Here is a 21712-nt window from a genome sequence, read left to right as displayed (position 1 = left end):
CGATCTGACCGCTAGAACCCCGCGTGATTTGGGAACTTGTAGGAAGGGCTGTCTGCCTCACATCTGGGGCGGGTCGCTCACGCGTCGACCGGACAGTTGATGCGCGTATCACAGCGAAAAGCACACAAGTCAACGACAAATGATGGCGGCACACCGCGAAAAGCCTTTTCTGCAAGGCAGAATTGCTCTAAGGAACCCTCCGTCTTTGGGTGGTTCAAAGACAGATTCATTATAGGAGGCCGTAATGGGCTATAAAGTCGCCGTCGTAGGCGCCACGGGCAACGTGGGCCGCGAAATGCTGAACATCCTGGCAGAACGCCAGTTTCCTGTAGACGAGATCGCCGCGCTTGCATCGCGCCGTTCGCTCGGTACTGAAGTCAGCTTTGGTGACAAGACCCTGACCACCCAGGATCTGGACACCTTCGACTTCACCGGCTGGGACATGGCTCTGTTCGCCGTGGGTTCGGAAGCAACCAAGGAATACGCACCGAAAGCGGCTGCGGCTGGGTGTGTGGTGATCGATAACTCGTCGCTGTACCGCTACGACCCCGACATTCCGCTGATCGTGCCCGAGGTAAACCCGGATGCAATCCACGGCTATAAAAACAAGAACATCATCGCAAACCCCAACTGCTCGACCGCGCAGATGGTGGTGGCGCTGAAACCCCTGCATGACCGCGCCAAAATCAAGCGCGTTGTCGTGTCGACCTACCAGTCGGTGTCGGGCTCGGGCAAAGATGCGATTGATGAGCTGTGGAACCAGACCAAAGGCATGTATGTCCCCGGTCAGGAAGTCGAGCCGAAGGTTTACCCCAAACAGATCGCCTTCAACGTGATCCCGCATATCGACGTCTTCATGGACTCGGGCGACACGAAAGAAGAATGGAAGATGATCGCCGAGACGAAGAAAATCGTCGACCCGTCGATCAAAGTCACCGCGACCTGTGTGCGTGTGCCGGTCTTCGTGGGCCACTCGGAATCGATCAACATCGAAACCGAAGAGTTCCTGGACGAAGACGAAGCCCGCGATATCCTACGCACTGCCCCAGGCATTCTGGTCGTGGATAAGCGCGAGAACGGCGGCTATGTCACCCCGGTTGAATGCGTCGGCGACTTCGCCACCTTCATCAGCCGCATCCGTCAAGACGTGACGGTCGAGAACGGCCTGAACATGTGGTGCGTCTCGGACAACCTGCGCAAGGGCGCCGCCCTGAACGCCGTCCAGATCGCCGAGTTGCTGGGCCGTGAGGTTCTAAAGAAGGGCTGATCGACCCTCGATAGATTAAGAGAAAGCCCTGCCATTTGGCGGGGCTTTTTTGTGGGGTGGTGTCTGATCTGAACCCGAAGCGGGCATTTGATCACTCGTCATTGGGCGGGAACATCCACGCCTGGGAAAAATTTTGGTCGAGCGTAGGCTGACTTCCAGTCCAAAGTTGTCATGTAGCATGGTGCACAAAGCTTGCAGCCAACGTTGTTACAGGCGTTTGTAAAGTATGAGAGATTACGTAGCAGCGTTTGTTTGCCAGATTTTATCTCGCTTCTGGAGAGCATGCGCTTCAATTCGGCATGAGGTACTATCCCTTTGTTCATGTGCATGCCACAGACAGTTGCCTTGCCCTCAACGTTTATCGTTGCGTATGCGATTATGGTTTCTCCTCGCTGCTCGGCCTCCCACTTCACAGTCGTCTTTCTGAAAAGTTGCTCGTTGCCTTTTAATGCCAGGCAACCTTCGAGAAATTCGCCGCCAGCGCTTGCTGCCGAGATCGATACGACAAATACGAGCATCGATGCGAAACAATTTCTAATGAACAAAGACATAAACTCCCCCTCCTTCGGTTTTCAAAGCGGATAACTCTTCACGCAAGAAATCGCTTTGACCTACCACAAAAGTCTGGAATATCGCGAAAGAATAGTGGCCGTTCTGTCCGCGCGAAAGTTATTGACCCCGAGATCAGTTTGACTACGAAGATCGCAAGGGTGTTTCGGTCTGGAATCCAAGCAACCCCGCGAACGGCCAGTCTGAAATCATCATCGAAACCACTCTGCGTTGGCCCGAGGGTAAGACCCTCTCGTGGACACCTTAAACGCCACGGGTGACGGCCTCAAAGAAATGGGCAGCGGCAACGGGCCGCTGTCCCCAGAGTGAGGTGTGACTACGCCTCGGCCTCTGCCAGCCAGCTGTCCACCTCGCGGCGCAGTGCGCTCCAATCGGTATAGTCGTGATCCGTGTCCAGATCGGCCTCGGGATCTTTCTCCGCAATGATCCGGCGCATGACAAAGCGGCTGAGGACGCCATATTCCGACGGCATATAGGCTCCGGCCACTTGGACCACGCGGTCGGGCGTCCAAGTGGTGGCATCGGTGAACTCGCTGAGAATACGTTCCAGCCCACGCCAGTCTTCAGCGTCATGCCCGGCTGCGGCTAGCGATACGGACAGAAACAAGGTCGGCATGTTCCCAAGCTTTGACGCGTGTGCGCTGGCGAACTCGGCCACCTCTGGCTGGTAGTGCCCAACATGCACTGATCCCGCCATGACCACACCATCGTACCGGTCAAGATCGATGTCCTTCGCATCCGCCAGCCGAAGCAGCTCGACCGAGTGGCCCTGATCATAGATGCCATCAGCAACCCACCGGGCGACCTTGCGCGTGTGGCCTTCGCTTGTGGCATAGGAAACAAGAATTTTCATAGGAACCTCCTTTGGCGACGACGGGCCATGTAGACCAAAGTTAGTGTGGCATGGTTTTCAGCAAGGCTCATTGACTCGCGTCAATTGCGGGGCGGGCGTGGACCGGCCCGAAATCCCGCGCAATTCGAGGTAATTTCAACGCATCCATATACGATTTCTTGAGGCCCTGCGGTCATTCTGCCCCTGAGGGAAAGAGACAACCGGGGTGCTGGTATGAGTGACATTGCGACATTAACCCATTTCGAAGACATCCAACTGGATCGGGATCAGCTGCGCGCGCTGTATGTGCGCTTTGGACCGGTGCAGGCGGATCGTAACCTGAACCAATCGCTTGAGGATTTGGCGCTTTGGCTGGGACGTCTGCAACATGCGCAGAAGACCCGTCGATACGGGGATCTGCGACAAGGGGCCAAGGATCTGAAGCGCATTGCGCAGCGGCTGGGCATGACCACATTGGCCCGCGTGGCGCGTGATGTGGAGGAACAATGTGTGGCACAGGATCCAGCAGCCCTGCCCGCAACACTGGCCCGCCTGAACCGCGTGGGAGAACGCAGTCTGATCGCTGTGTGGGATCATCAGGACATGTCGCTTTAAGAAGATCATTCGGGGATTGCCCTTGCGCCGGGGCGCGCTACTCTGCCAGTCAGAACCGGCACAGATAAGGACAAAGGCCCCGATGACCCTGACTTTCGCCCCCCAAACGGACGCTGCCATTCCGCTTTACCTGATCGAAAAGGGCGAAGCGCTGCCGCAATCGGCCCAGAGCTGGGCCGAAGTCAACGGGTTTACCGGCGCGCTGGGGCAGAGCTTGGTCGTGCCGTCGGCGTCGGGCGTGGTCGAGATGGCTCTGGTCGGGCTGGGCACCGCGCAGGCGCGCAAACGCAAGCGTTTCGGCGCGGTTGCGGCACGCGGAAAGCTGCCCGACGGCGTGTATCAACTGGCCAGCACGCAGCCTAAGCAGATCACGCAAGAGTTTGCCCTTGGCTGGCTGCTCGAGGGCTATCGCTTTGACCGCTACGCCAAACAATCCTTCCCGAAAGCGCAGCTTGTCGCCCCTGACGGCGTGGACGCCGCACAGCTGGAGGCGATCGCTGCGGGCGAGCTAACCACGCGCGATCTGATCAACACCCCGGCCGAGGATATGGGCCCGGACGAACTGGAGCTCGCCGCCCGCAAACTGGCCGAGGCCCATGGGGCAACGATCTCGACCATCTTGGGCAAGTCGCTGCTCGACCAGAATTTCCCGATGGTCCACGCCGTTGGCCGCGCCGCCACCCGCGCGCCGCGTCTGATCGACATGCGCTGGGGCGACGAGGGCCCCGCGCTGACTTTGGTGGGCAAGGGTGTGTGCTTTGACACGGGCGGGCTGAACCTGAAACCTGGCGGCTCGATGGGCTTGATGAAGAAAGATATGGGCGGTGCGGCGACGGTGCTGGGGTTGGCACAGATGATCATGACGCTGGGTCTGAAACTGCGCTTGCGGGTGCTGATCCCGGCGGTGGAAAACGCCGTCGCAGGGAATGCGTTCCGTCCCGGTGACATTCTAACCTCGCGCAAAGGACTAACAGTTGAGATCAACAACACCGACGCCGAAGGCCGCCTTGTGCTGGCCGACGCGCTGGCGCTGGCGGACGAGGACAAACCGGATCTGATTGTCTCGATGGCGACGCTGACCGGGGCCGCGCGCGTGGCAGTCGGCCCGGACCTGTCGCCCTTCTATGCCACTGAAACCGGTGACGCAGACGCCCTGCGCAAAGGTGCGCAATCCAGCGCCGATCCGGTGTGGGAGATGCCGTTTTGGGAACCCTACGAGGCGATGATCGAACCCGGCATCGCTGACCTAGACAACGCGCCGAAGGGCGGATTCGCTGGCTCGATCACCGCCGCCCTGTTCCTGAAACGCTTCGTCACCGACACGCCGCGCTATATGCATTTCGACATCTACGGCTGGAACCCCACCGCCGCACCGGGCCGCCCGAAAGGCGGCGTCGGTATGGGCGCGCGGGCGCTGCTGGACGCACTGCCTGAGATGCTGGAGTTGTGATGGATCGCCGCCTAACCCCCGCCAACGAGCACGTTGCGCATGAAAGCCTGCGCGGGAAGGTTGATGCCCCGCGTTACACAGAAGGCACGGTGAAACAGGTCGTCGGAGACAGTTTCCTGCTGGATGCGCCCAGCGGCAACCGAGACCGGCAAGTCTTGTCCGGCGATCAGGTCAACATTCTGGACGGCGACGATCACATGGTGTTCGGGCAGTCTCTGAAAGACGGCTATGTCGGCTACCTTGAAGCCTGGAATCTGGGCGATCCGCAATCGCTGACCCACCGCGTGATCCGGCGCACGACGCATATGTATCGCGAGCCGGATTTCAAATCGCCCTACAGCCGCGCATTCCACCTGAACAGCACGGTGCAGGTGGTCTCGCAGCAAGGCAAATGGGCCGAGGTGAAACTTCCCAAGACCCCGATGTCCGCCCCAAAACACGGGTTTATCCCGGCGGCGCATCTGCGACCGATCGACGAGGTTGCCTCGGACCCGGTCGCGATTGCCGAGCAGTTTTTGGACACGCCTTATGTCTGGGCAGGCAACTCGGGCTTCGGCATCGACTGCTCAGGCCTTGTGCAGGCCGCCCTTCTGGCTTGCGGCATCCCCTGCCCCGGCGACAGCGACCTGCAAGAGGCAGCATTGGGTCAAGACATCCCGAAAGATGCACCGCTGCAGCGGGGGGACATTTTGTTCTGGAAAGGTCATGTGGCGATGGTGGTGGATGCCGACCGGATCATTCACGCCAACGCGCATCACATGTCGGTGGTGTATGAGAATACAGCAGACGCCATCGCGCGCATTGACGCTCAGGGCGATGGCCCTGTCACCGCGCGCAAGCGGCTCTAGGCTTATTCGACCGCGCGGATCAGCTTGCGCTCCAGCACCCGCAACACGGTGCGCAGATCGCTCCCGCGCTTCAAGATGCGCCCATCCATGCCGATCACGGAATACTGCCCCTGCTTGTTACGCAGCTTGGGGCGCTTCTCGATTCGGTAAATGGGGTGCTCTGCGGTGCGTCGGAAGATCGAAAAGATCGCAACATCACTGAGAAAGCTCATCCCGTAATCGCGCCATTCACCTGCGGCAACCATGCGGCCATACAGCCCCATGATGGCGCCAAGTTCCATGCGATTAAAGGCGACCTGCTCGGCCGGTTTGCCCGTACCTTGGAAGGGCGTCGTTGTCTGCCAGTTCATAAATTCAGAGTGGACCGACATGGTAAACAAATCAATACCTGCCCCAGTTTTGCCCAGAAATGACCGGTAAGTTACCTTTCAGAGACCGCGTTAACGCCCCCTTAGTAGGAAATTGTTAACAGGTAGCGAGCGAGAGCTCTTCCGGCGCCGCATGTAGAGCCCCCATCCAGTGAGCGGCGCCGGAATCGAGCACATTCCACAAAAATTCACCCCTCTCCGCAGCAGATCCAATCGGTGACGCTGCGTGCCTTCCTGTCGGAAAATCAAAACACATTATTGACCGCGCGGTCGGTTTTGTGCATTTTGGAACCGAGTGATCTTGGGGGGAGGCCACATGACGCCGCAGGAAATCGCAGAGAAAAGCGCCGACGCGATGTGGGCCGACGATCCGGCTAGCCAGGAATTGGGCATGCGGATCGACGCCATAGCGCCCGGCCGTGCCGTCATGTCGATGGAGATCCGGAAGGATATGGTAAACGGGCATGGCATCTGCCACGGCGGATTTTCCTTCACGCTGGCCGACAGCGCCTTTGCCTTTGCCTGCAACAGCTACAACAACCGCGTGGTCGGGCAGCATTGTCAGGTCACCTATCTGAGCCCGGGCAAGCTGGGCGAGCGCCTGACCGCCACCGCGACCGAAGTCAGCCGCGCAGGACGCTCGGGGATCTATGACGTGACCGTCACCGGCGAAGACGGGCGCAACGTGGTAATTTTCCGCGGCCATTCACGGCAGGTCAGCGGCACACATTTTGACGAACAAGACGGATGACAGCACGGGGCGCTGCCCCGTCGGAGGAGAGACATGAAAGACCTGACACCTCGCAAGGAAGACCTTGACCCGATCGAAATCGCATCGCGCGATGAAATCGCCGCCACCCAGCTGGAACGTATGAAATGGTCGTTGAAACACGCCTATGAGAACGTGCCGTTCTATCGCAAAAGCTTTGACGACGCGGGCGTGCATCCTGATGACCTGAAGACGCTAGCGGATCTGGCCAAGTTCCCGTTCACCGTCAAACAGGACCTGCGCGACAACTATCCGTTCGGCCTGTTCGCTGTCCCGCGCGAGCAGATTTCGCGCATCCACGCCAGCTCGGGCACTACGGGTCAGCCGACCGTAGTGGGCTATACCGCGAATGACCTGAAGATGTGGGCCGGTGTTGTGGCCCGCTGCATGCGCGCCTCGGGTCTGCGTCCGGGCGACGTGCTGCACAACGCCTATGGCTATGGCCTGTTCACCGGCGGTCTGGGCGTACATGGCGGTGCGGAAGCCGCTGGCCTGACCGTTGTTCCGGTCTCGGGCGGGATGACCCAGCGCCAGGTGCGTCTGATCGAAGATTTCCGCGCCGACGGCATCACCGTGACGCCCTCTTACGCGTTGTCCATTCTGGACGAATACGCCAAGCAAGGTCTGGACCCGCGCAAAAGCCCGCTGAAGGTCGGCATTTTTGGCGCCGAGCCGTGGACCAACAACATGCGCCGCGAGATCGAAGATGCGTTCGACATGCACGCCGTCGACATCTACGGCCTGTCGGAAGTGATCGGACCGGGCGTGGCGAACGAATGTGTGGAAACCAAAGACGGTCTGCACATCTGGGAAGACCATTTCTATCCCGAGATCATCAACCCCGAGACCGGCGAGGTCTGCGAGGATGGTGAGCTGGGCGAGCTGGTGTTCACCTCGCTGACCAAAGAGGGCTTCCCGATCATCCGCTACCGCACCCGCGACCTGACGCGTCTGCTTCCGGGCACCGCACGCTCGATGCGCCGGATGGAGAAGATCACCGGCCGCTCGGACGACATGATCATCCTGCGCGGCGTGAACGTTTTCCCGACCCAGATCGAAGAACAGCTGATGGACGTGCCCGCCCTGTCGCCGCACTTCCAGATCGAACTGGTCCGCCCGGGCCGTATGGACGAGATGCACGTACACGTGGAGATGGCCGAAGGTCAGTCGCAGGAAGGTGCCGAAGCCGCCGCCCGTGCCCTGTCTGGCAAGATCAAATCCAACGTGGGCGTCAGCGCCAAAGTGCATGTTGCCGATGGCGGCAAGGTTGCACGAAGCGAGGGTAAGGCTGTAAGGGTCGTTGATAACCGCCCGAAGGAGTAATCCATGCCACGTGGGATCGCCCGTGATCACGAAGAAAAACGCGCTGCCATCCGCAAGGGGGCAGCGGCCTATTTCGCTGAACACGGGTTTGACCGCGCGTCGATGACCGCAGCCGCCAAGCATTGCGGGGTCTCAAAGGCGCTGATCTATCACTATTACGACAGCAAAGAGGCCCTGCTTTACGACATTCTGGATCACCACCTTTCGGGTCTGGTGGCCGAGGTCGAAGCCGCCCCGGAAACCGACGGGCTGCGCGGTTTGGTCCGCGCAATCCTTGTCGCCTACAAGGGCGCAGATGCGGAACATAAACTGCAGCTGGATAGCCTTACGGTTCTGGAACCCGATCAGCAGGCGCCACTGGTAGATCTGCAGCGCCGCCTGATCGACATGATGGGCGCCGCGTTGAAAGCCGAAGCACCCGAGCGGTTTGAAAACGGCACCAACCTGCGCGCCGTGACCATGTCGGTCTTCGGCATTTTGAACTGGTACTATATGTGGAACCGCCCCGGCAAAGGGCTGAACCGCGAAGACTATGCCGATCTGGTAACGGATCTGGTTCTGGGCGGCATTCACGCCCTGTAATTTCGGCCCTGTCCGATACGCCCTTTCGGCGAACTTCCCCCACATCTAAGCAGATCACGATCCTGTGATTTCGAAAATAGATGCATATGCATACAATTGGGAAAACGAGTCACCATCGCCTGAAAGGACTAGGTATGAAATCTGCACGCATTCTCGCCCTCGCAACCCTTGCCAGCATCACTATGGCAAGCGGCCTTGCCGCACACACAGACGCCACAAACCCCGCCGTGATCAAGCGGATGGAGGTGATGAAGGCCATTGGCGGCTCAATGAAGACGCTGGCGGGCATGGCCAAAGGCGAGATGGCGTTTGAAGCTGAAAAAGCCAATGCAGCCGTTGCGACCATCGCCGAGCAGGGCATGATGGTTCCGGCTGTTTTTGAAGCCAACGAAACCGACCCCGCCACCGAAGCCCTGCCCGCAATCTGGGAAAACTGGGACGACTTCGCTAAGAAAGCCGACGACATGGTGATGGCCGCCAAAGGCGTGGCCGAGATCACCGAACAAGGCGCGATTGGCGCGGCTTTGGGTCAGATCGGCGGCACCTGCAAAGCCTGCCACGATGATTACCGCAAGAAGTAAGCGCGAAGCGAACAGAACGGGGGCGGTGCAGGGATGCGCCGCCCCTTTTCGTTTCGGGGATTAGAAAACACCTTAGCGCGGCTTCGTCAAACGCGACCATCCCCGCACAGCAAAGGATTTCCTTTTCAATGTCGCGCTTGTACAAATGCGTGTCGCTGGTTGCTTGAAACGTCATCGGTTTTTCGCCCACTCTTGCGACAACCAACAGAGGAGTATGAACATGCGCACCCGTGCCGCCGTCGCCGTAGAAGCAGGCAAACCGCTTGAGATTATGGAAGTGAACCTTGAAGGCCCGCGTGCCGGCGAAGTTCTGGTCGAAATCAAGGCCACCGGCCTGTGCCACACCGACGAGTTCACCCGCTCTGGCGATGACCCCGAGGGCATCTTCCCGGCCATTCTGGGCCACGAAGGTGCAGGCGTGGTGATCGAGGTGGGCGAAGGCGTGACCTCGCTTGAGGTCGGCGACCACGTCATCCCGCTCTACACCCCGGAATGCCGCGAGTGTGAATACTGCCTGAACCCGAAAACCAACCTCTGCCAGTCGATCCGCTCGACCCAAGGCGCTGGCTTGCTGCCCGATGGCTCGACCCGTTTCTCGATGCTGGATGGCACGCCGATCCACCACTACATGGGCTGCTCGACCTTCGCCAACCACACGGTTGTACCTGAAATCGCACTGGCAAAAGTCCGCAAGGACGCGCCGTTTGACAAGATCTGCTACATCGGCTGCGGCGTCACCACCGGCATCGGCGCGGTGATCAACACCGCCAAGGTCGAGATCGGCTCGACCGCCGTTGTGTTTGGTCTGGGCGGCATTGGCCTGAACGTGATCCAGGGCCTGCGCATGGCCGGCGCGGATCAGATTGTCGGAGTAGACCTGAACGACAGCAAAGAGGAAATGGGCCGCCACTTCGGCATGACCGATTTCGTGAACCCCTCGAAGGTTGAGGGCGATCTTGTCGCCCATCTGGTCGAGCTGACCGGCGGCGGTGCGGATTATTCGTTCGACGCAACCGGCAACGTGAAGGTAATGCGCGACGCACTGGAATGCGCCCATAAAGGCTGGGGTGAATCGATCATCATCGGCGTGGCCCCCGCAGGTGCCGAGATTTCGACCCGCCCGTTCCAGCTGGTCACCGGCCGCGTCTGGCGCGGTACCGCCTTCGGCGGCGCGTCGGGCCGTACGGACGTTCCGAAAATCGTCGACTGGTACATGGACGGCAAGATCGAGATCGACCCGATGATTACCCACAAGCTGACGCTGGATCAGATCAACGAAGGGTTCGATCTGATGCACAAGGGCGAAAGCATCCGTGCGGTGGTGGAGTTCTGATCCACTTTCTATTCCTGAGCAACTTAGGGGGCCTCGGCCCCCTTTTTTCATTCTGGCGCGACAGAATGTAGTCTTGCCTTCCGCTTCTAAACCCATACATTAGAACCATTCTAATTCAGGAGCTTTCCATGCTGTCCGCCAACCTGCACCGCCGCCGCTTCTCGGACCTGTCCGAACAGGAAATTCTGGCGCTGGCGATCTCGAACGAAGAAGACGATGCGCGGATCTATCGGCAGTATGCCGAAACGTTGCGCGAAGAGTTCCCCTCCTCGGCAAAAGTGTTCGACGGCATGGCCGAGGAAGAGGACGAGCATCGACGCCTGTTGATCGAGGCCCACAAGGCCCGTTTTGGCGACGTCATCCCGCTGATCCGGCGCGAACACGTAGCCGGCTTCTATGCCCGCCGCCCCGTCTGGCTGGTCGAAAATCTGGGTCTGGAAACCATCCGCGGCGAAGCCCGCGAGATGGAGCGCCAAGCCGAACAGTTCTATCGCAAGGCCGCCGACCGCACCTCGGACGCGAACACCCGCAAGCTGCTCGGCGATCTGGCCGCCGCCGAGGCCGACCACGCCCACGCAGCCGTCGATCTAGAAGCCAAGCATCTGGATGACAGCGCCCGCGAAAGCGAAGACGAGGCTGCGCATCGTCAGTTCATTTTGACATGGGTTCAGCCGGGTCTGGCCGGGCTGATGGACGGCTCGGTCTCGACCCTTGCACCGATCTTTGCCACGGCTTTTGCCACGCAAGACACGCACACCACCTTCCTTGTGGGGCTTGCTGCCAGCGTCGGTGCGGGCATCTCGATGGGCTTCACGGAAGCAGCTTCGGACGATGGTGAACTGTCGGGGCGCGGTAGCCCTGTGAAGCGCGGCTTTGCCTCGGGCATCATGACCACGCTTGGGGGCTTGGGCCACGCCCTGCCCTATCTGATCACCGATTTCTGGACCGCTACAACCATCGCAATCCTCGTCGTATTCGTCGAGCTGTGGGCAATTGTCTGGATCCAGAACCGCTTTATGCAAACCCCGTTCATGCGCGCCACGCTGCAAGTTGTTGTCGGCGGTGCGCTGGTCTTCGCCGCGGGGGCACTGATCGGCGGCGGCTGACCGCAGTTTCTTGCTCAAAATATCCTGGGGTGAATGTGCGCAGCACAGAGGGGCAACGCCCCTACAGGCTCACAACGTGAGCCACCCCGCCTTTTGGCGGTGTCTCTCGCCAAGCGCGCAGCACCGTGCTAGGCCTGCGCCATGATCGACGTTCTTCTGCAGACCCTTCCATTTTTTGCCCTGATCGGGCTGGGCTTTGGCACCGCCGCACGCGGCTTTTTCCCGCCCGAGGCGACCGCCTATCTGACCCGCTTCGTGTTCTACTTCGCCCTGTCAGCCATGCTGTTTCGCTTCTCGGCCAACCTGTCGCTGGCCGAGGTCATCAACTGGCCCTTCATCTGGGCCTACGCGCTGGGGGGCTTGGGGGTCTATATCCTTGCGACCGTGGTGGCACTGGTCCGCAAACGCGGCGCGCAAGAGGCCGCCGTGGAAGCGCAATGCGCGGTGATCGGCAACACCGGTTTTCTGGGCGTGCCCATGCTGGCACTTCTGCTGGGCGAGGCCGCGATCCCCGCCGTCATGCTGGTGCTGGCGGTCGATCTGTTTCTGTTCAGCAGCCTGATCGTCATCATCATCACCGGCACGCGCGACGGGCGGGTCAGCCCCGCTGTGCTGGGGACGGTCGGCAAAGGGCTGGTGTCGAATCCGATGATTGTCTCGATGGCGCTTGGGTTCGCGTGGTCCGCAACAGGGTGGGATTTGGCAGACCCCGTGCAGCGGTTCCTTGACCTTCTGGCCGGGGCCTCGACCCCCGGCGCGCTGTTTGCCATTGGGGCATCTCTGGCCTCGAAATCCGCAGAACGCTTGTCCGTCGCGGGCTGGCTGAGCTTCGCCAAGCTGATCCTGCATCCGCTGGCCGTTGGCGTTCTTGCCTTCATGGTGTTCGATGTCGAGCCCTTCATGGCAGGCGTCATGGTGGCCGCAGCGGGCCTGCCGGTGGCGGGCAACGTCTATATCCTTGCGCAGCACTACGGCGTGGCCCCGCAACGGGTATCCTCGGCCATTTTGCTATCGACGCTCATTTCTGTGCTGACCGTGTCAGCCATCATTGCGTGGGTGACGTCGTAACTACACGGGCAGCCGACGCATTCCCCATTGCCATTGCACCCCGGCTCTAGTTAGGTCGGAACACTATCTTTCGCAAAGGAACGCGCCATGGAAACGATTTCGGAAAACGCCTGTTTCGGCGGCACCCAAGGGGTCTATAAACACGCCTCAGCGGCGACAGGTACGGACATGACCTTTGGCTTGTTCCAACCGGCCGAAGCACAGGACGGCCCCGTGCCAGTCCTGTGGTACCTGTCGGGTCTGACCTGCACCCATGAAAACGCCATGACCAAGGCGGGCGCGCAGGCGTGGGCCGCCGAACAAGGCATCGCGCTGATCTTCCCCGACACCAGCCCGCGTGGCGACGGTGTGGCCGATGACGACGCCTATGATCTGGGCCAAGGCGCCGGGTTCTATGTGAACGCCACGCAGGATCCGTGGGCGCCGCATTTCCAGATGTGGGACTATATCACCGAGGACCTGCCCGATCTGGTCTTTAACAATTTCGCACTGGACGCCGAACGTCAGGGCATCACTGGCCATTCGATGGGCGGCCACGGCGCGCTGACCATTGCCATGACTTTGCCCGAGCGCTTCCGCTCGGTCTCGGCCTTCTCGCCGATCTGCAATCCGACCGCATCGGACTGGGGCACGAAGCAGCTGGGCGCTTATCTGGGCGACGACGCCACCAAATGGGTCGCGCATGATGCCAGCCTTCTGATGAAGAACGTGGGCTTCGATGGCCCGATGCTGATCGACACTGGCACCAAGGACCAATTCATCGACCTTCTGAAACCCGAGACTCTGGCCAGTGCCATCGCCGCCCGCCGGCAAGAGGCCGTGTTCCGCATGCAGCCGGGCTATGACCACAGCTATTTCTTCGTCTCGACCTTCATGGAAGACCACGTGAGTTTCCATGCCGAGGCGCTGTGGGCGTAACCTGATGGCGCTTTATATCGACGCAGATGCCTGCCCGGTGAAGGCCGAGGCCGAGGCCGTCGCGACCCGCTATAAGACCCAAATGTTTCTGGTGTCGAATGGCGGGCTGCGGCCGTCGCCGAACCCTCTGGTCGAAATGATCTATGTCCCCGATGGCCCAGACGTGGCCGACATGTGGATCGCCGACCGCGCGGCGCCGGGCGATGTGGTGGTGACCGGGGACATCCCGCTCGCCGCCAAATGCGTCGAAGCCGGGGCCGAGGTGCTGCGCCATAACGGCGAACGCTTCACCCAAGCCAATGTGCGCGAACAGCTTGCCATGCGCGACCTGATGGCCGACCTGCGTGCGGCCGATCCGTTCCGACAAGGTGGCGGCAAGGCGTTCTCGAAAGCCGACCGCGCGCGGTTCCGGCAGGCGTTGGACACCGCCTTGCGCCGCTGCGCCTCGGCGGGTTGACCAAAACGTAAGCGTCGGTTTTTGCCAAGTTTTCCCCTTAATTGCCCTTGCGTCACCGTGCTTCGCTGGTCCTATTACGGACAGCCCTTCTGCATGCTTGCGGGCCGGGTTGACGGCAGCATGTTGCGTGCTGTGGTAGGCGTTATGCCCAACATGCTGGCGACTATTGAACCCAAGCCATTTTCAAACACCGGGGGAAGGCAGCCGCTTTCCCCTTTTTTCTTGGGCAATTCAACGCAATTGCTTGCCTATCGGAGCGTCCGGGACTAGGCAGGAATGAACACTGACCGGAGGGCAAGCCATGCCGCATAGCGACCCGAAAACGCTGGTCTCGACCGACTGGCTGGCGAAACATTTGAAAGATCCCGACCTGCGCATCCTCGATGCCAGCTGGTACTTGCCGGATATGAACCGGGACGCAAAGGCCGAATATGACGCGGCCCACATCCCCGGCGCGCGTTTCTTCGACATTGACGAGATCGCCGACCTGCGCTCGGACCTGCCGCACATGATGCCTCCTGTCGAGAAATTCATGTCCCGCGTGCGTGCGATGGGTGTGGGCGATGGGCACCAGATTGTCGTCTATGACGGCATGGGCCTGTTTTCCGCCGCCCGCGTCTGGTGGATGTTCCGCCTGATGGGGCACAAGGACATTGCCGTTCTGGATGGTGGTCTGCCGAAATGGCAGGCCGAGGGCCACCCGACCGAAGATATGCCCCCCGTCATCCGTGACCGCCACATGACGGTTACGCGTCAGGCGCATATGGTTAAGGACGTCACGCAGGTGGCGGCTGCCTCGAAACTTGGTGATTACGAGATCATTGACGCCCGCGGCGCCGAACGCTTCCGCGGCGAGGTGCCAGAACCGCGCGAGGGTCTGCGCGCCGGACACATCCCGAACTCGAAAAACGTACCCTTTGCCACGCTTCTGAACGCGGACGGCACGATGAAATCCCCCGAAGACACCCGCGCCATTTTTGAGGCCGCAAATGTCAATCTGGACAAACCCGCCATCCTTAGCTGCGGCTCGGGCGTGACGGCCGCGATCCTTGCGCTTGCGCTGGAACGTCAGGGCCATGACCGCCACGCGGTCTATGATGGCAGCTGGTCCGAATGGGGCATGTATTCCGACCTGAAAGTCGAAACCGGAGAGTAGACGATGTTCACCAACCTGAAAGCCCAGCCCAAAGACAAGATCATGGCGCTGATGCAGCAGTACCGCGAAGACCCGCGCGAAGGCAAAATTGACCTTGGCGTTGGCGTGTACAAGAACGCGCAGGGTGTCACCCCCGTCATGCGCGCTGTCAAAGCCGCCGAGAAGGTTCTGTGGGACGTTGAAAGCACCAAATCCTATACCGGTCTGGCGGGCGATCCGGCCTATGGCAACGCTCTGACCAAGCTGGTTCTGGGCGATGCGGTCCCGTCCGAGCGTCTGTCGATGGCTGCCCAACCCGGCGGCACTGGCGCGATCCACCAGGCGGTCGAGTTGATCAAGATGGCCTCGCCCGACGCCACGATCTGGCTGTCGGCGCCGACTTGGCCGAACCACCCCTCGATCATCAAGCACCTTGGCATGAACATGGCCGAGTACCGCTATTTCGACAACGAAAGCCGCGCGGTTGATTTCGACGGGATGATGGAAGACCTGAAGGGCATCAAGGCGGGCGACGCGGTGCTGTTGCACGGCTGCTGCCACAACCCGACCGGCGCGAACCTGACCCTGCCCCAGTGGAAAGAGGTCGCGGACCTGATCGTTGAAAAGGGCGCAACGCCCCTGATCGACATCGCCTATCAGGGCTTTGGCGACGGTCTGGAAGAAGACGCCGCTGGCGTGCGCCTGATCGCGCAGGCCGTGCCAGAAGCGATGATTGCGGCCAGCTGCTCGAAAAACTTCGGCATCTACCGCGAGCGAACCGGGCTTTTGACCTGCATCTCGGAAAACGCCGAGCATGCTGGGATCACCCAGCAGAACCTGACCCACCTGAACCGCCAGAACTTCAGCTTCCCGCCCGATCACGGTGCCCGTCTGGTGACCATGATCCTAGAGGATGAAGGTCTGAAGGCGGACTGGATGGCCGAACTGGAAGAGGTTCGCACCGGCATGCTGGCCCTGCGCGAGCAACTGGCTGGCGAGCTGCGCGCCCGCACGGGTTCGGACCGCTTTGGCTTCATCGCCGATCACCGCGGCATGTTCTCGCGCCTCGGCGCCACGCCCGAACAGGTCGAGGCCCTGCGCGTCGATCACGGCATCTACATGGTCGGAGACAGCCGCATGAACATCGCGGGCCTGAACGAAGAGACCGTGCCGATCTTGGCAGAAGCGATTGCGAAGGTTGGGGTGTAAGTCTTAGCTTTCGCAACAAAATACTGAAAGGCAACGGAGAAAGTCATCGCCGACAACTTCGTTGCCTTCTTTGCTCGCGCTAATTCTGCGTGATATATTCCCGGCATGATTGTTAAATTTTTTGAGAATCTCGAGAAGTCGAGATGGCTACCGTGGGTCGGAACTGCCCCATTCATTATCGCACCACTTGCAATCATGTATTACGGGGAAATGTGGCGCGGAATAGGGTTTGCTCTATTTGTCGTAAGTATCTGGCTAGGCATCGCTTCAGGTGGATTTCTTGCCCGCTTGATCTCAGCCAGGATGCTTAGTGCGTCGCCCGATACAGCTAAACGCTTATCCGGCGCGGGTAACGTGTTTGGCTTCTTGTTTCTTCCTCCGGCTGTTGGACACTGGACGAACACCCACTTAGATACCGAAATCGGTCTGCATCCTCTCGGCGCCCATTTGCTTTGGGCTTGTATTGCCAGCGGAGTGGCCTACTTCATCACCCCCCAAGACTTCGAAGATTGAAGAAACTAAAAGGGGCCACTTAGGCCCCCTCAAATTCTAATACCCAGCAGGCATCGCCCTGCCACTATGACGACCGAAAACCCGTGCCCGCGTATTACGTGGCAGGTCTCAGCCCAAGCTTCACGAGAATCTTTGTCAGGGGGCAAAAGCCCGTCAGTCCGGCTTGGAACAGGTTCAGGCCAACGAAAGCTGTGAACCAAAGCCAGCTCACCGAGGTGATATCGATCTGCCCATTGGCGTGGGCCAGTCCAAGGCTGATCAGAACGAACAGTCCTGCGATGGACATTGTTGCGCGTTGTGCATTCATTTCCGCTATCCAGTATCTTTGTGACCGAGGAGTACTCTCTATCACATACAATTTTCTGAATGTGAAGGCCTGCCATTGTCGCAGCGTGGGAAGTGGAACGGCATGGGGATAACGCAAAAAGAAAAGGGAGCCTTCCAGCTCCCTTTTCCACCCTGTTGGCCTTGGTCTAGTGCCGGCCTTACAAAACCGCGCCGGGTTGCCTCGGCGCGGTTGTTTCTTATTACCCGTTGGTGAATTCCGGGTAGGCTTCCATGCCCAGCTCGGCCATGTCCAGCCCGTTGACTTCCTCTTCTTCGCTGACACGCAGACCCATGGTGGCCTTGATGATCGCAAAGAAGATGTAGCTTACGACGAAGACGAAGATGCCGATTGCCAGGAAGCCCATGATCTGGGTGCCAAAGCTGGCGTCGGTGTTGGTCCAAGCTACGATGAACGTACCCCAGAAACCTGCAACCAGGTGTACCGGGATGGCACCAACCACGTCGTCGATCTTCAGCTTGTCCAGCAGCGGGACCACGAAGACTACGATTGCGCCACCGATGCCGCCGATGATCAGCGCTTGGAACAGCGAGGGGGCCAGCGGTTCGGCGGTGATCGAGACCAGACCAGCCAGTGCGCCGTTCAGGGTCATCGTCAGGTCGACCTTCTTGAACATCACTTGGGTCATGATCATCGCGACAACAGCACCTGCAGCAGCAGCCATGTTGGTGTTGGCGAAGATACGGGCCACGTCCGAGACGTCCGAGATGGTGCCCATGGCCAGCTGCGAGCCGCCGTTGAAGCCGAACCAACCCAGCCACAGGATGAACGTACCCAGAGTTGCCAGCGGCAGGTTCGAACCCGGCATGGGAACGGTGCGGCCGTCTTTATACTTGCCGATACGCGGTCCCAGGATCAGGACACCAGCCAGTGCAGCGAAGCCACCCGCAGCGTGCACCAGTGTCGAACCCGCGAAGTCCGAGAAGCCAGCTTCCGACAACCAGCCGCCGCCCCACTGCCAGCTTGCTTCGATCGGATAGATGAAGCCGGTCAGGACAACAACGAAGGCCAGGAAGGGCCACAGTTTGATACGTTCAGCCAGCGTACCCGATACGATCGAGGCCGTGGTGGCACAGAACATCAGCTGGAAGAAGAAGTCCGATGCGCCCGAGGCATAACCTACGTCTACGGCATCAGCAGCAACGCCAACCGGATCAAGCGAGGTCACGGCGAAGAACGGGCCCAGCCAGCCTTCGATCAGCCAGTCACCGGGATACATGATGCCGTAACCGGCCAGCCAGTACATGATCGCCGCGATCGAGAAGAGCGCGATGTTCTTGGTCAGCTGCATAGTCACGTTCTTGGAGCGCACAAGGCCAGCTTCCAGCATGGCAAAGCCTGCGGCCATCCAGAACACCAAGAAGCCACCGACCAGAAACAGGACCGAAGTCAGGATAAAGCCGGTATGTGCAGCCGCTTCGCCTTCCGCGAAGGCCAGCCCGGGCAGTGCGGCCAACAGGGCCGTCGAAATCAGAAGTTTGCGTGTCATCGTCTGTCCTTTCACGCTTATACGGCGTCTGCGCCGGTTTCGCCGGTGCGCACGCGCATGGCGTCCGACACGTCGAGGGTGAAGATCTTGCCGTCACCGATCTTGCCGGTATGCGCGGCTTTCGAGATGGTCTCGACGACCTCGGCAGCCAGATCGTCATTCACGACGATCTCAAGCTTGATTTTCGGCAAGAAGTTCACGGCGTATTCCGCGCCGCGATAGATTTCGGTGTGACCCGACTGGGCCCCAAAGCCCTTGATTTCTGAAACCATCATGCCGGTGACGCCCACTGTGGTCAGAGCCTCGCGTACGTCTTCCAGCTTGAACGGTTTGATCGCTGCAATGATCAGTTTCACGTTCTTTCCTTTCCCTTTTCGGCATGGCGTGATCACCATGCGCTTGAGGTAAGTCAGACGCCGCAGCGCAGCAAATTGCACGGGAACGGGCATAAATTGGGCAGGAAAGCTGACCTGAAAACCTGTCACGCCCGGAAATTGACGCGATTGCCTAGGGCCGTGCTGAAAAATGCGGCAGCGCGAAAAGTCGCGCGATGATGGGGTTCGGGCTACACTTGCCCGTAACGAATCGCTAAGTCACAAATGACAAGCCCAGAGCACACACCGAGCAGACCCGGACGAGTATCATGAGCCAATCTGGCCAGAAACGCCCCCCTTTGGTGGCAGACAAGCGTTACCCTGCGAAAAAGGCGGCGCCCAAGAAGCCTGCGCGCAAGACAACGACCACCAAGCGCAAGGCAGCCCCCAAGCGGCGCGGCGGGGGCGGCGGCGGGCCGAAGAAGCCACGCTCGATCTTCATGTGGCCCTTCGTGCTGATCGGATGGGTGTTCCGGCTGTTCTGGCGCCTGATGTGGAAGGGCGCGGTGGTCACGGCGCTGATCGTCGGGGGTGCAGTATTCTATTTCGCCTCGACCATGCCCGAGCTGAACGCGATGCTGGACGGTCGGGCCAAGGGGTCTGTCACCATTCTGGACCGCTATGGCGAGGTCTACGCCTGGCGCGGAGACCAGCGCGGGCGCACCATCACCACCGAAACCGTCAGCCCACATCTGAAGAACGCCGTGGTCGCGACCGAGGACAAACGGTTCTACGGACACTTTGGCCTCAGCCCACGCGGGATCGCCAGCGCGGTGCGGATCAACCTGCGCGAAGGGCGCGGGCCTTTGTCGGGTCACGGTGGCTCGACCCTGACCCAGCAGGTCGCCAAGCTTCTGTGCTTGGGCGTGCCGTATGATCCCGACCAATGGAAGAACGAAGCCGCCTACGAGGCTGACTGCCGCCAAGGATCGCTGTGGCGCAAGATGAAAGAAGCCGTCTATGCGATGGCCCTTGAGACCAAGTTCACCAAGGACGAGATCCTGACGATCTATATGAACCGCGCCTATCTGGGGGCGGGATCGTTCGGGTTTGACGCGGCATCGCAACGGTATTTCGCCATCCCCGCGTCGGAACTGAACCCGGCGCAGGCCGCGATGCTGTCGGGCATGCTGACCGCACCTTCGCGCTTCGCCCCGACGAACGATCTGAAACGTTCGCAGGATCGTGCAGCCACGGTTTTGCGCCTGATGAACGAGCAGGGGTATCTGTCGGACAAAGAAACCGCCCAGTATCAAGCGAACCCCGCCACCCTGTCGAAAGCCGCCAAGGCGCAGGCAGGCGGGTACTTTGCGGACTGGATCATGGGTGACCTGCCGGCCTTCCTGACGCGCAAGACGACCGAGGACGTCATCATCAAGACCACGCTTGATCCGCGCATTCAGAAAGCGGCGGAAGATGCGATGGCCAAGATCTTTGACGAGAAGGTCTCGGAAGGATCGAAAGCGCAAGCCGCGATTGTGGTGATGAGCGCCGATGGCGCGGTGCGCGGTCTGGTCGGCGGACGCGAAACCCGCGTCACAGGGGCGTTCAACCGCGCCACGCAGGCGAAACGCCAAACCGGATCAGCCTTCAAGCCCTTTGTCTACGCCGCTGCGCTGGATATGGGGTACCAGTGGAACGATTTCGTCATCGACGAACCCTATTGCCTGAACATTGCAGGGTCGGGCGAATGGTGCCCTAAAAACTATACAAACCGGTTCTACGGCCCCGTCAGCTTCACCGAGGCGCTGGCCAAGTCCCTGAACATTCCCGCCGTAAAGGTATCAGAAGAAGTCGGGCGCGAGGCTGTGCGCTCGGTCGCGTCAATGTTTGGCATCGAAAGCGATTTGGCGGCCGGCCCAGCGCTGGCGCTTGGCGCCTCGGAAAGCACGCTTCTGGAAACCACCGGCGCCTATGCGGGCATCCTGAACGGTGGCTCGTCCGTGACGCCCTATGGCCTGACCGAGCTAAGCCTTGTGGGTGACCGTGATCCCCTGATGACCCAGACAGGCGGGATCGGCGAGCGCGTGATCTCGCGCGAGGCCGCCGCGCAGCTGACCTATATGATGAGCCGCGTGGTCGAAGAAGGAACCGGCACCCGTGCGCGCATTGAGGGGCTTGAGATCGCAGGGAAGTCCGGCACCAGTCAATCCGCGCGCGATGCGTGGTTCATCGCCTTCACCGCGGATTACGTGATGGGTATCTGGATGGGCTATGACGACAACACGCCCCTGAAAGGCGTAACCGGTGGTGGCCTTCCGGCCGAGATGTGGCGCGAGGCGATGGTGAACATCCAGTCGCAGCTGGTCCCCACGCCTCTTCCGATGATCCGCCCGGATTTCGTGCCGCAGTTCGACGGTCGCATTATGAACTCGGGCGAGCCCGGCTTCCAAGGCATTCCGCAGAACGGTCAGGGCGGCGGCTCCGTGGGCGAGGCCGTCGAGGATGTGTTTATCGGGGTGCTCCGATCGATCTTCGGCCAAGGAAACTGATCCAACGACTTGAATGAAAAAGCCCCGGCACATTGGCCGGGGCTTTCTTTATTCTATGGGGGCGAAG

The 21712-nt window shown here is 60.2% G+C and carries 23 protein-coding genes; 17 read left to right on the top strand and 6 right to left on the bottom strand.

Annotation, left to right across the window (positions count from 1 at the left end; genetic code table 11):
* The first annotated feature begins 244 nt into the window (after window positions 1–244).
* The gene (locus EOL43_RS12425) at window positions 245–1267 is read left to right on the top strand and encodes an aspartate-semialdehyde dehydrogenase (RefSeq protein WP_133489067.1); all 1023 of its coding nucleotides are present in this window, start codon (window positions 245–247) and stop codon (window positions 1265–1267) included.
* 98 nt (window positions 1268–1365) lie between these two features.
* Here the strand turns inward: EOL43_RS12425 and EOL43_RS12420 are convergent, their stop codons facing one another.
* Window positions 1366–1818, bottom strand: a complete 453-nt coding sequence (locus tag EOL43_RS12420; RefSeq protein ID WP_133489065.1) for a hypothetical protein — start codon at window positions 1816–1818, stop codon at window positions 1366–1368.
* A gap of 335 nt (window positions 1819–2153) precedes the next feature.
* On the bottom strand, window positions 2154–2690 hold the full coding sequence (locus EOL43_RS12415; RefSeq protein ID WP_133489063.1) for a flavodoxin domain-containing protein: 537 nt from the start codon (window positions 2688–2690) through the stop codon (window positions 2154–2156).
* Between the two features lie 213 nt (window positions 2691–2903).
* Between EOL43_RS12415 and EOL43_RS12410 the strand changes: the two genes are divergently transcribed.
* From EOL43_RS12410 to EOL43_RS12400, 3 genes are all read left to right on the top strand, one after another.
* Window positions 2904–3284, top strand: a complete 381-nt coding sequence (locus tag EOL43_RS12410) for a hypothetical protein (protein ID WP_133489061.1) — start codon at window positions 2904–2906, stop codon at window positions 3282–3284.
* Between the two features lie 82 nt (window positions 3285–3366).
* Window positions 3367–4734, top strand: coding sequence for a leucyl aminopeptidase family protein (locus EOL43_RS12405; protein WP_133489059.1), 1368 nt, complete (start codon window positions 3367–3369; stop codon window positions 4732–4734).
* Window positions 4734–5582, top strand: a complete 849-nt coding sequence (locus tag EOL43_RS12400; protein WP_133489057.1) for a C40 family peptidase — start codon at window positions 4734–4736, stop codon at window positions 5580–5582. Before EOL43_RS12405 ends, EOL43_RS12400 begins: the two co-directional genes overlap by 1 nt.
* 2 nt (window positions 5583–5584) lie before the next feature.
* Here EOL43_RS12400 and EOL43_RS12395 read toward each other — a convergent pair whose 3' ends face one another.
* Window positions 5585–5932 carry a DUF2794 domain-containing protein gene (locus EOL43_RS12395; RefSeq protein ID WP_133489055.1) on the bottom strand — a complete coding sequence of 116 codons (348 nt, stop codon included), beginning with the start codon at window positions 5930–5932 and terminating at the stop codon, window positions 5585–5587.
* Window positions 5933–6266: 334 nt separating this feature from the next.
* Here EOL43_RS12395 and paaI point away from each other — a divergent pair, with 334 nt between their 5' ends.
* From paaI to EOL43_RS12335, 12 genes are all read left to right on the top strand, one after another.
* Window positions 6267–6701: a hydroxyphenylacetyl-CoA thioesterase PaaI gene (gene paaI / locus EOL43_RS12390; RefSeq protein WP_133489053.1), complete on the top strand. Its 435-nt coding sequence runs from the start codon at window positions 6267–6269 to the stop codon at window positions 6699–6701.
* 33 nt (window positions 6702–6734) lie between these two features.
* A complete protein-coding gene (gene paaK, locus EOL43_RS12385) occupies window positions 6735–8042 on the top strand; it encodes a phenylacetate--CoA ligase PaaK (RefSeq protein WP_133489051.1) in 1308 nt (435 codons plus the stop codon).
* A 3-nt stretch (window positions 8043–8045) separates the two neighbouring features.
* Window positions 8046–8624, top strand: a complete 579-nt coding sequence (locus EOL43_RS12380) for a TetR/AcrR family transcriptional regulator (protein ID WP_133489048.1) — start codon at window positions 8046–8048, stop codon at window positions 8622–8624.
* A gap of 134 nt (window positions 8625–8758) precedes the next feature.
* The gene (locus tag EOL43_RS12375) at window positions 8759–9205 is read left to right on the top strand and encodes a c-type cytochrome (RefSeq protein ID WP_166636246.1); all 447 of its coding nucleotides are present in this window, start codon (window positions 8759–8761) and stop codon (window positions 9203–9205) included.
* Between the two features lie 220 nt (window positions 9206–9425).
* Entirely contained in the window at window positions 9426–10538 is a 1113-nt protein-coding gene (locus EOL43_RS12370; RefSeq protein WP_133489044.1) for an S-(hydroxymethyl)glutathione dehydrogenase/class III alcohol dehydrogenase, read from the top strand.
* 128 nt (window positions 10539–10666) lie between these two features.
* Complete coding sequence (mbfA, locus tag EOL43_RS12365) at window positions 10667–11644, top strand: iron exporter MbfA (RefSeq protein ID WP_133489042.1); 978 nt, start codon at window positions 10667–10669, stop codon at window positions 11642–11644.
* 141 nt (window positions 11645–11785) lie between these two features.
* Complete coding sequence (locus EOL43_RS12360) at window positions 11786–12712, top strand: AEC family transporter (RefSeq protein ID WP_133489040.1); 927 nt, start codon at window positions 11786–11788, stop codon at window positions 12710–12712.
* 87 nt (window positions 12713–12799) lie between these two features.
* Entirely contained in the window at window positions 12800–13630 is an 831-nt protein-coding gene (gene fghA, locus EOL43_RS12355; RefSeq protein WP_133489038.1) for an S-formylglutathione hydrolase, read from the top strand.
* A 4-nt stretch (window positions 13631–13634) separates the two neighbouring features.
* The gene (locus EOL43_RS12350; RefSeq protein ID WP_205669552.1) at window positions 13635–14087 is read left to right on the top strand and encodes a YaiI/YqxD family protein; all 453 of its coding nucleotides are present in this window, start codon (window positions 13635–13637) and stop codon (window positions 14085–14087) included.
* 301 nt (window positions 14088–14388) lie between these two features.
* Window positions 14389–15243 carry a 3-mercaptopyruvate sulfurtransferase gene (sseA, locus tag EOL43_RS12345; RefSeq protein WP_133489036.1) on the top strand — a complete coding sequence of 285 codons (855 nt, stop codon included), beginning with the start codon at window positions 14389–14391 and terminating at the stop codon, window positions 15241–15243.
* Between the two features lie 3 nt (window positions 15244–15246).
* Complete coding sequence (locus tag EOL43_RS12340) at window positions 15247–16431, top strand: amino acid aminotransferase (protein ID WP_133489034.1); 1185 nt, start codon at window positions 15247–15249, stop codon at window positions 16429–16431.
* Between the two features lie 105 nt (window positions 16432–16536).
* Window positions 16537–16944, top strand: coding sequence for a hypothetical protein (locus tag EOL43_RS12335; RefSeq protein ID WP_133489032.1), 408 nt, complete (start codon window positions 16537–16539; stop codon window positions 16942–16944).
* Window positions 16945–17038: 94 nt separating this feature from the next.
* Here the strand turns inward: EOL43_RS12335 and EOL43_RS12330 are convergent, their stop codons facing one another.
* The 3 genes from EOL43_RS12330 to EOL43_RS12320 all read right to left on the bottom strand — a co-directional run bounded on the left by EOL43_RS12330 (window position 17039) and on the right by EOL43_RS12320 (window position 19135).
* Window positions 17039–17251 carry a YgaP family membrane protein gene (locus tag EOL43_RS12330; protein ID WP_133489030.1) on the bottom strand — a complete coding sequence of 71 codons (213 nt, stop codon included), beginning with the start codon at window positions 17249–17251 and terminating at the stop codon, window positions 17039–17041.
* Between the two features lie 220 nt (window positions 17252–17471).
* Complete coding sequence (locus EOL43_RS12325) at window positions 17472–18779, bottom strand: ammonium transporter (protein ID WP_133489028.1); 1308 nt, start codon at window positions 18777–18779, stop codon at window positions 17472–17474.
* Between the two features lie 17 nt (window positions 18780–18796).
* Entirely contained in the window at window positions 18797–19135 is a 339-nt protein-coding gene (locus tag EOL43_RS12320; RefSeq protein ID WP_133489026.1) for a P-II family nitrogen regulator, read from the bottom strand.
* A gap of 287 nt (window positions 19136–19422) precedes the next feature.
* Here EOL43_RS12320 and EOL43_RS12315 point away from each other — a divergent pair, with 287 nt between their 5' ends.
* Window positions 19423–21645: a transglycosylase domain-containing protein gene (locus tag EOL43_RS12315; RefSeq protein ID WP_133489024.1), complete on the top strand. Its 2223-nt coding sequence runs from the start codon at window positions 19423–19425 to the stop codon at window positions 21643–21645.
* The last annotated feature ends 67 nt before the right edge of the window (window positions 21646–21712 follow it).

It is taken from the genome of Aliiroseovarius marinus (genome assembly GCF_004360145.1).
GTDB lineage: Bacteria > Pseudomonadota > Alphaproteobacteria > Rhodobacterales > Rhodobacteraceae > Aliiroseovarius > Aliiroseovarius marinus.
Note: the sequence above shows the minus strand (reverse complement) of the source record. Positions and strands in the feature narration are given on the sequence as shown.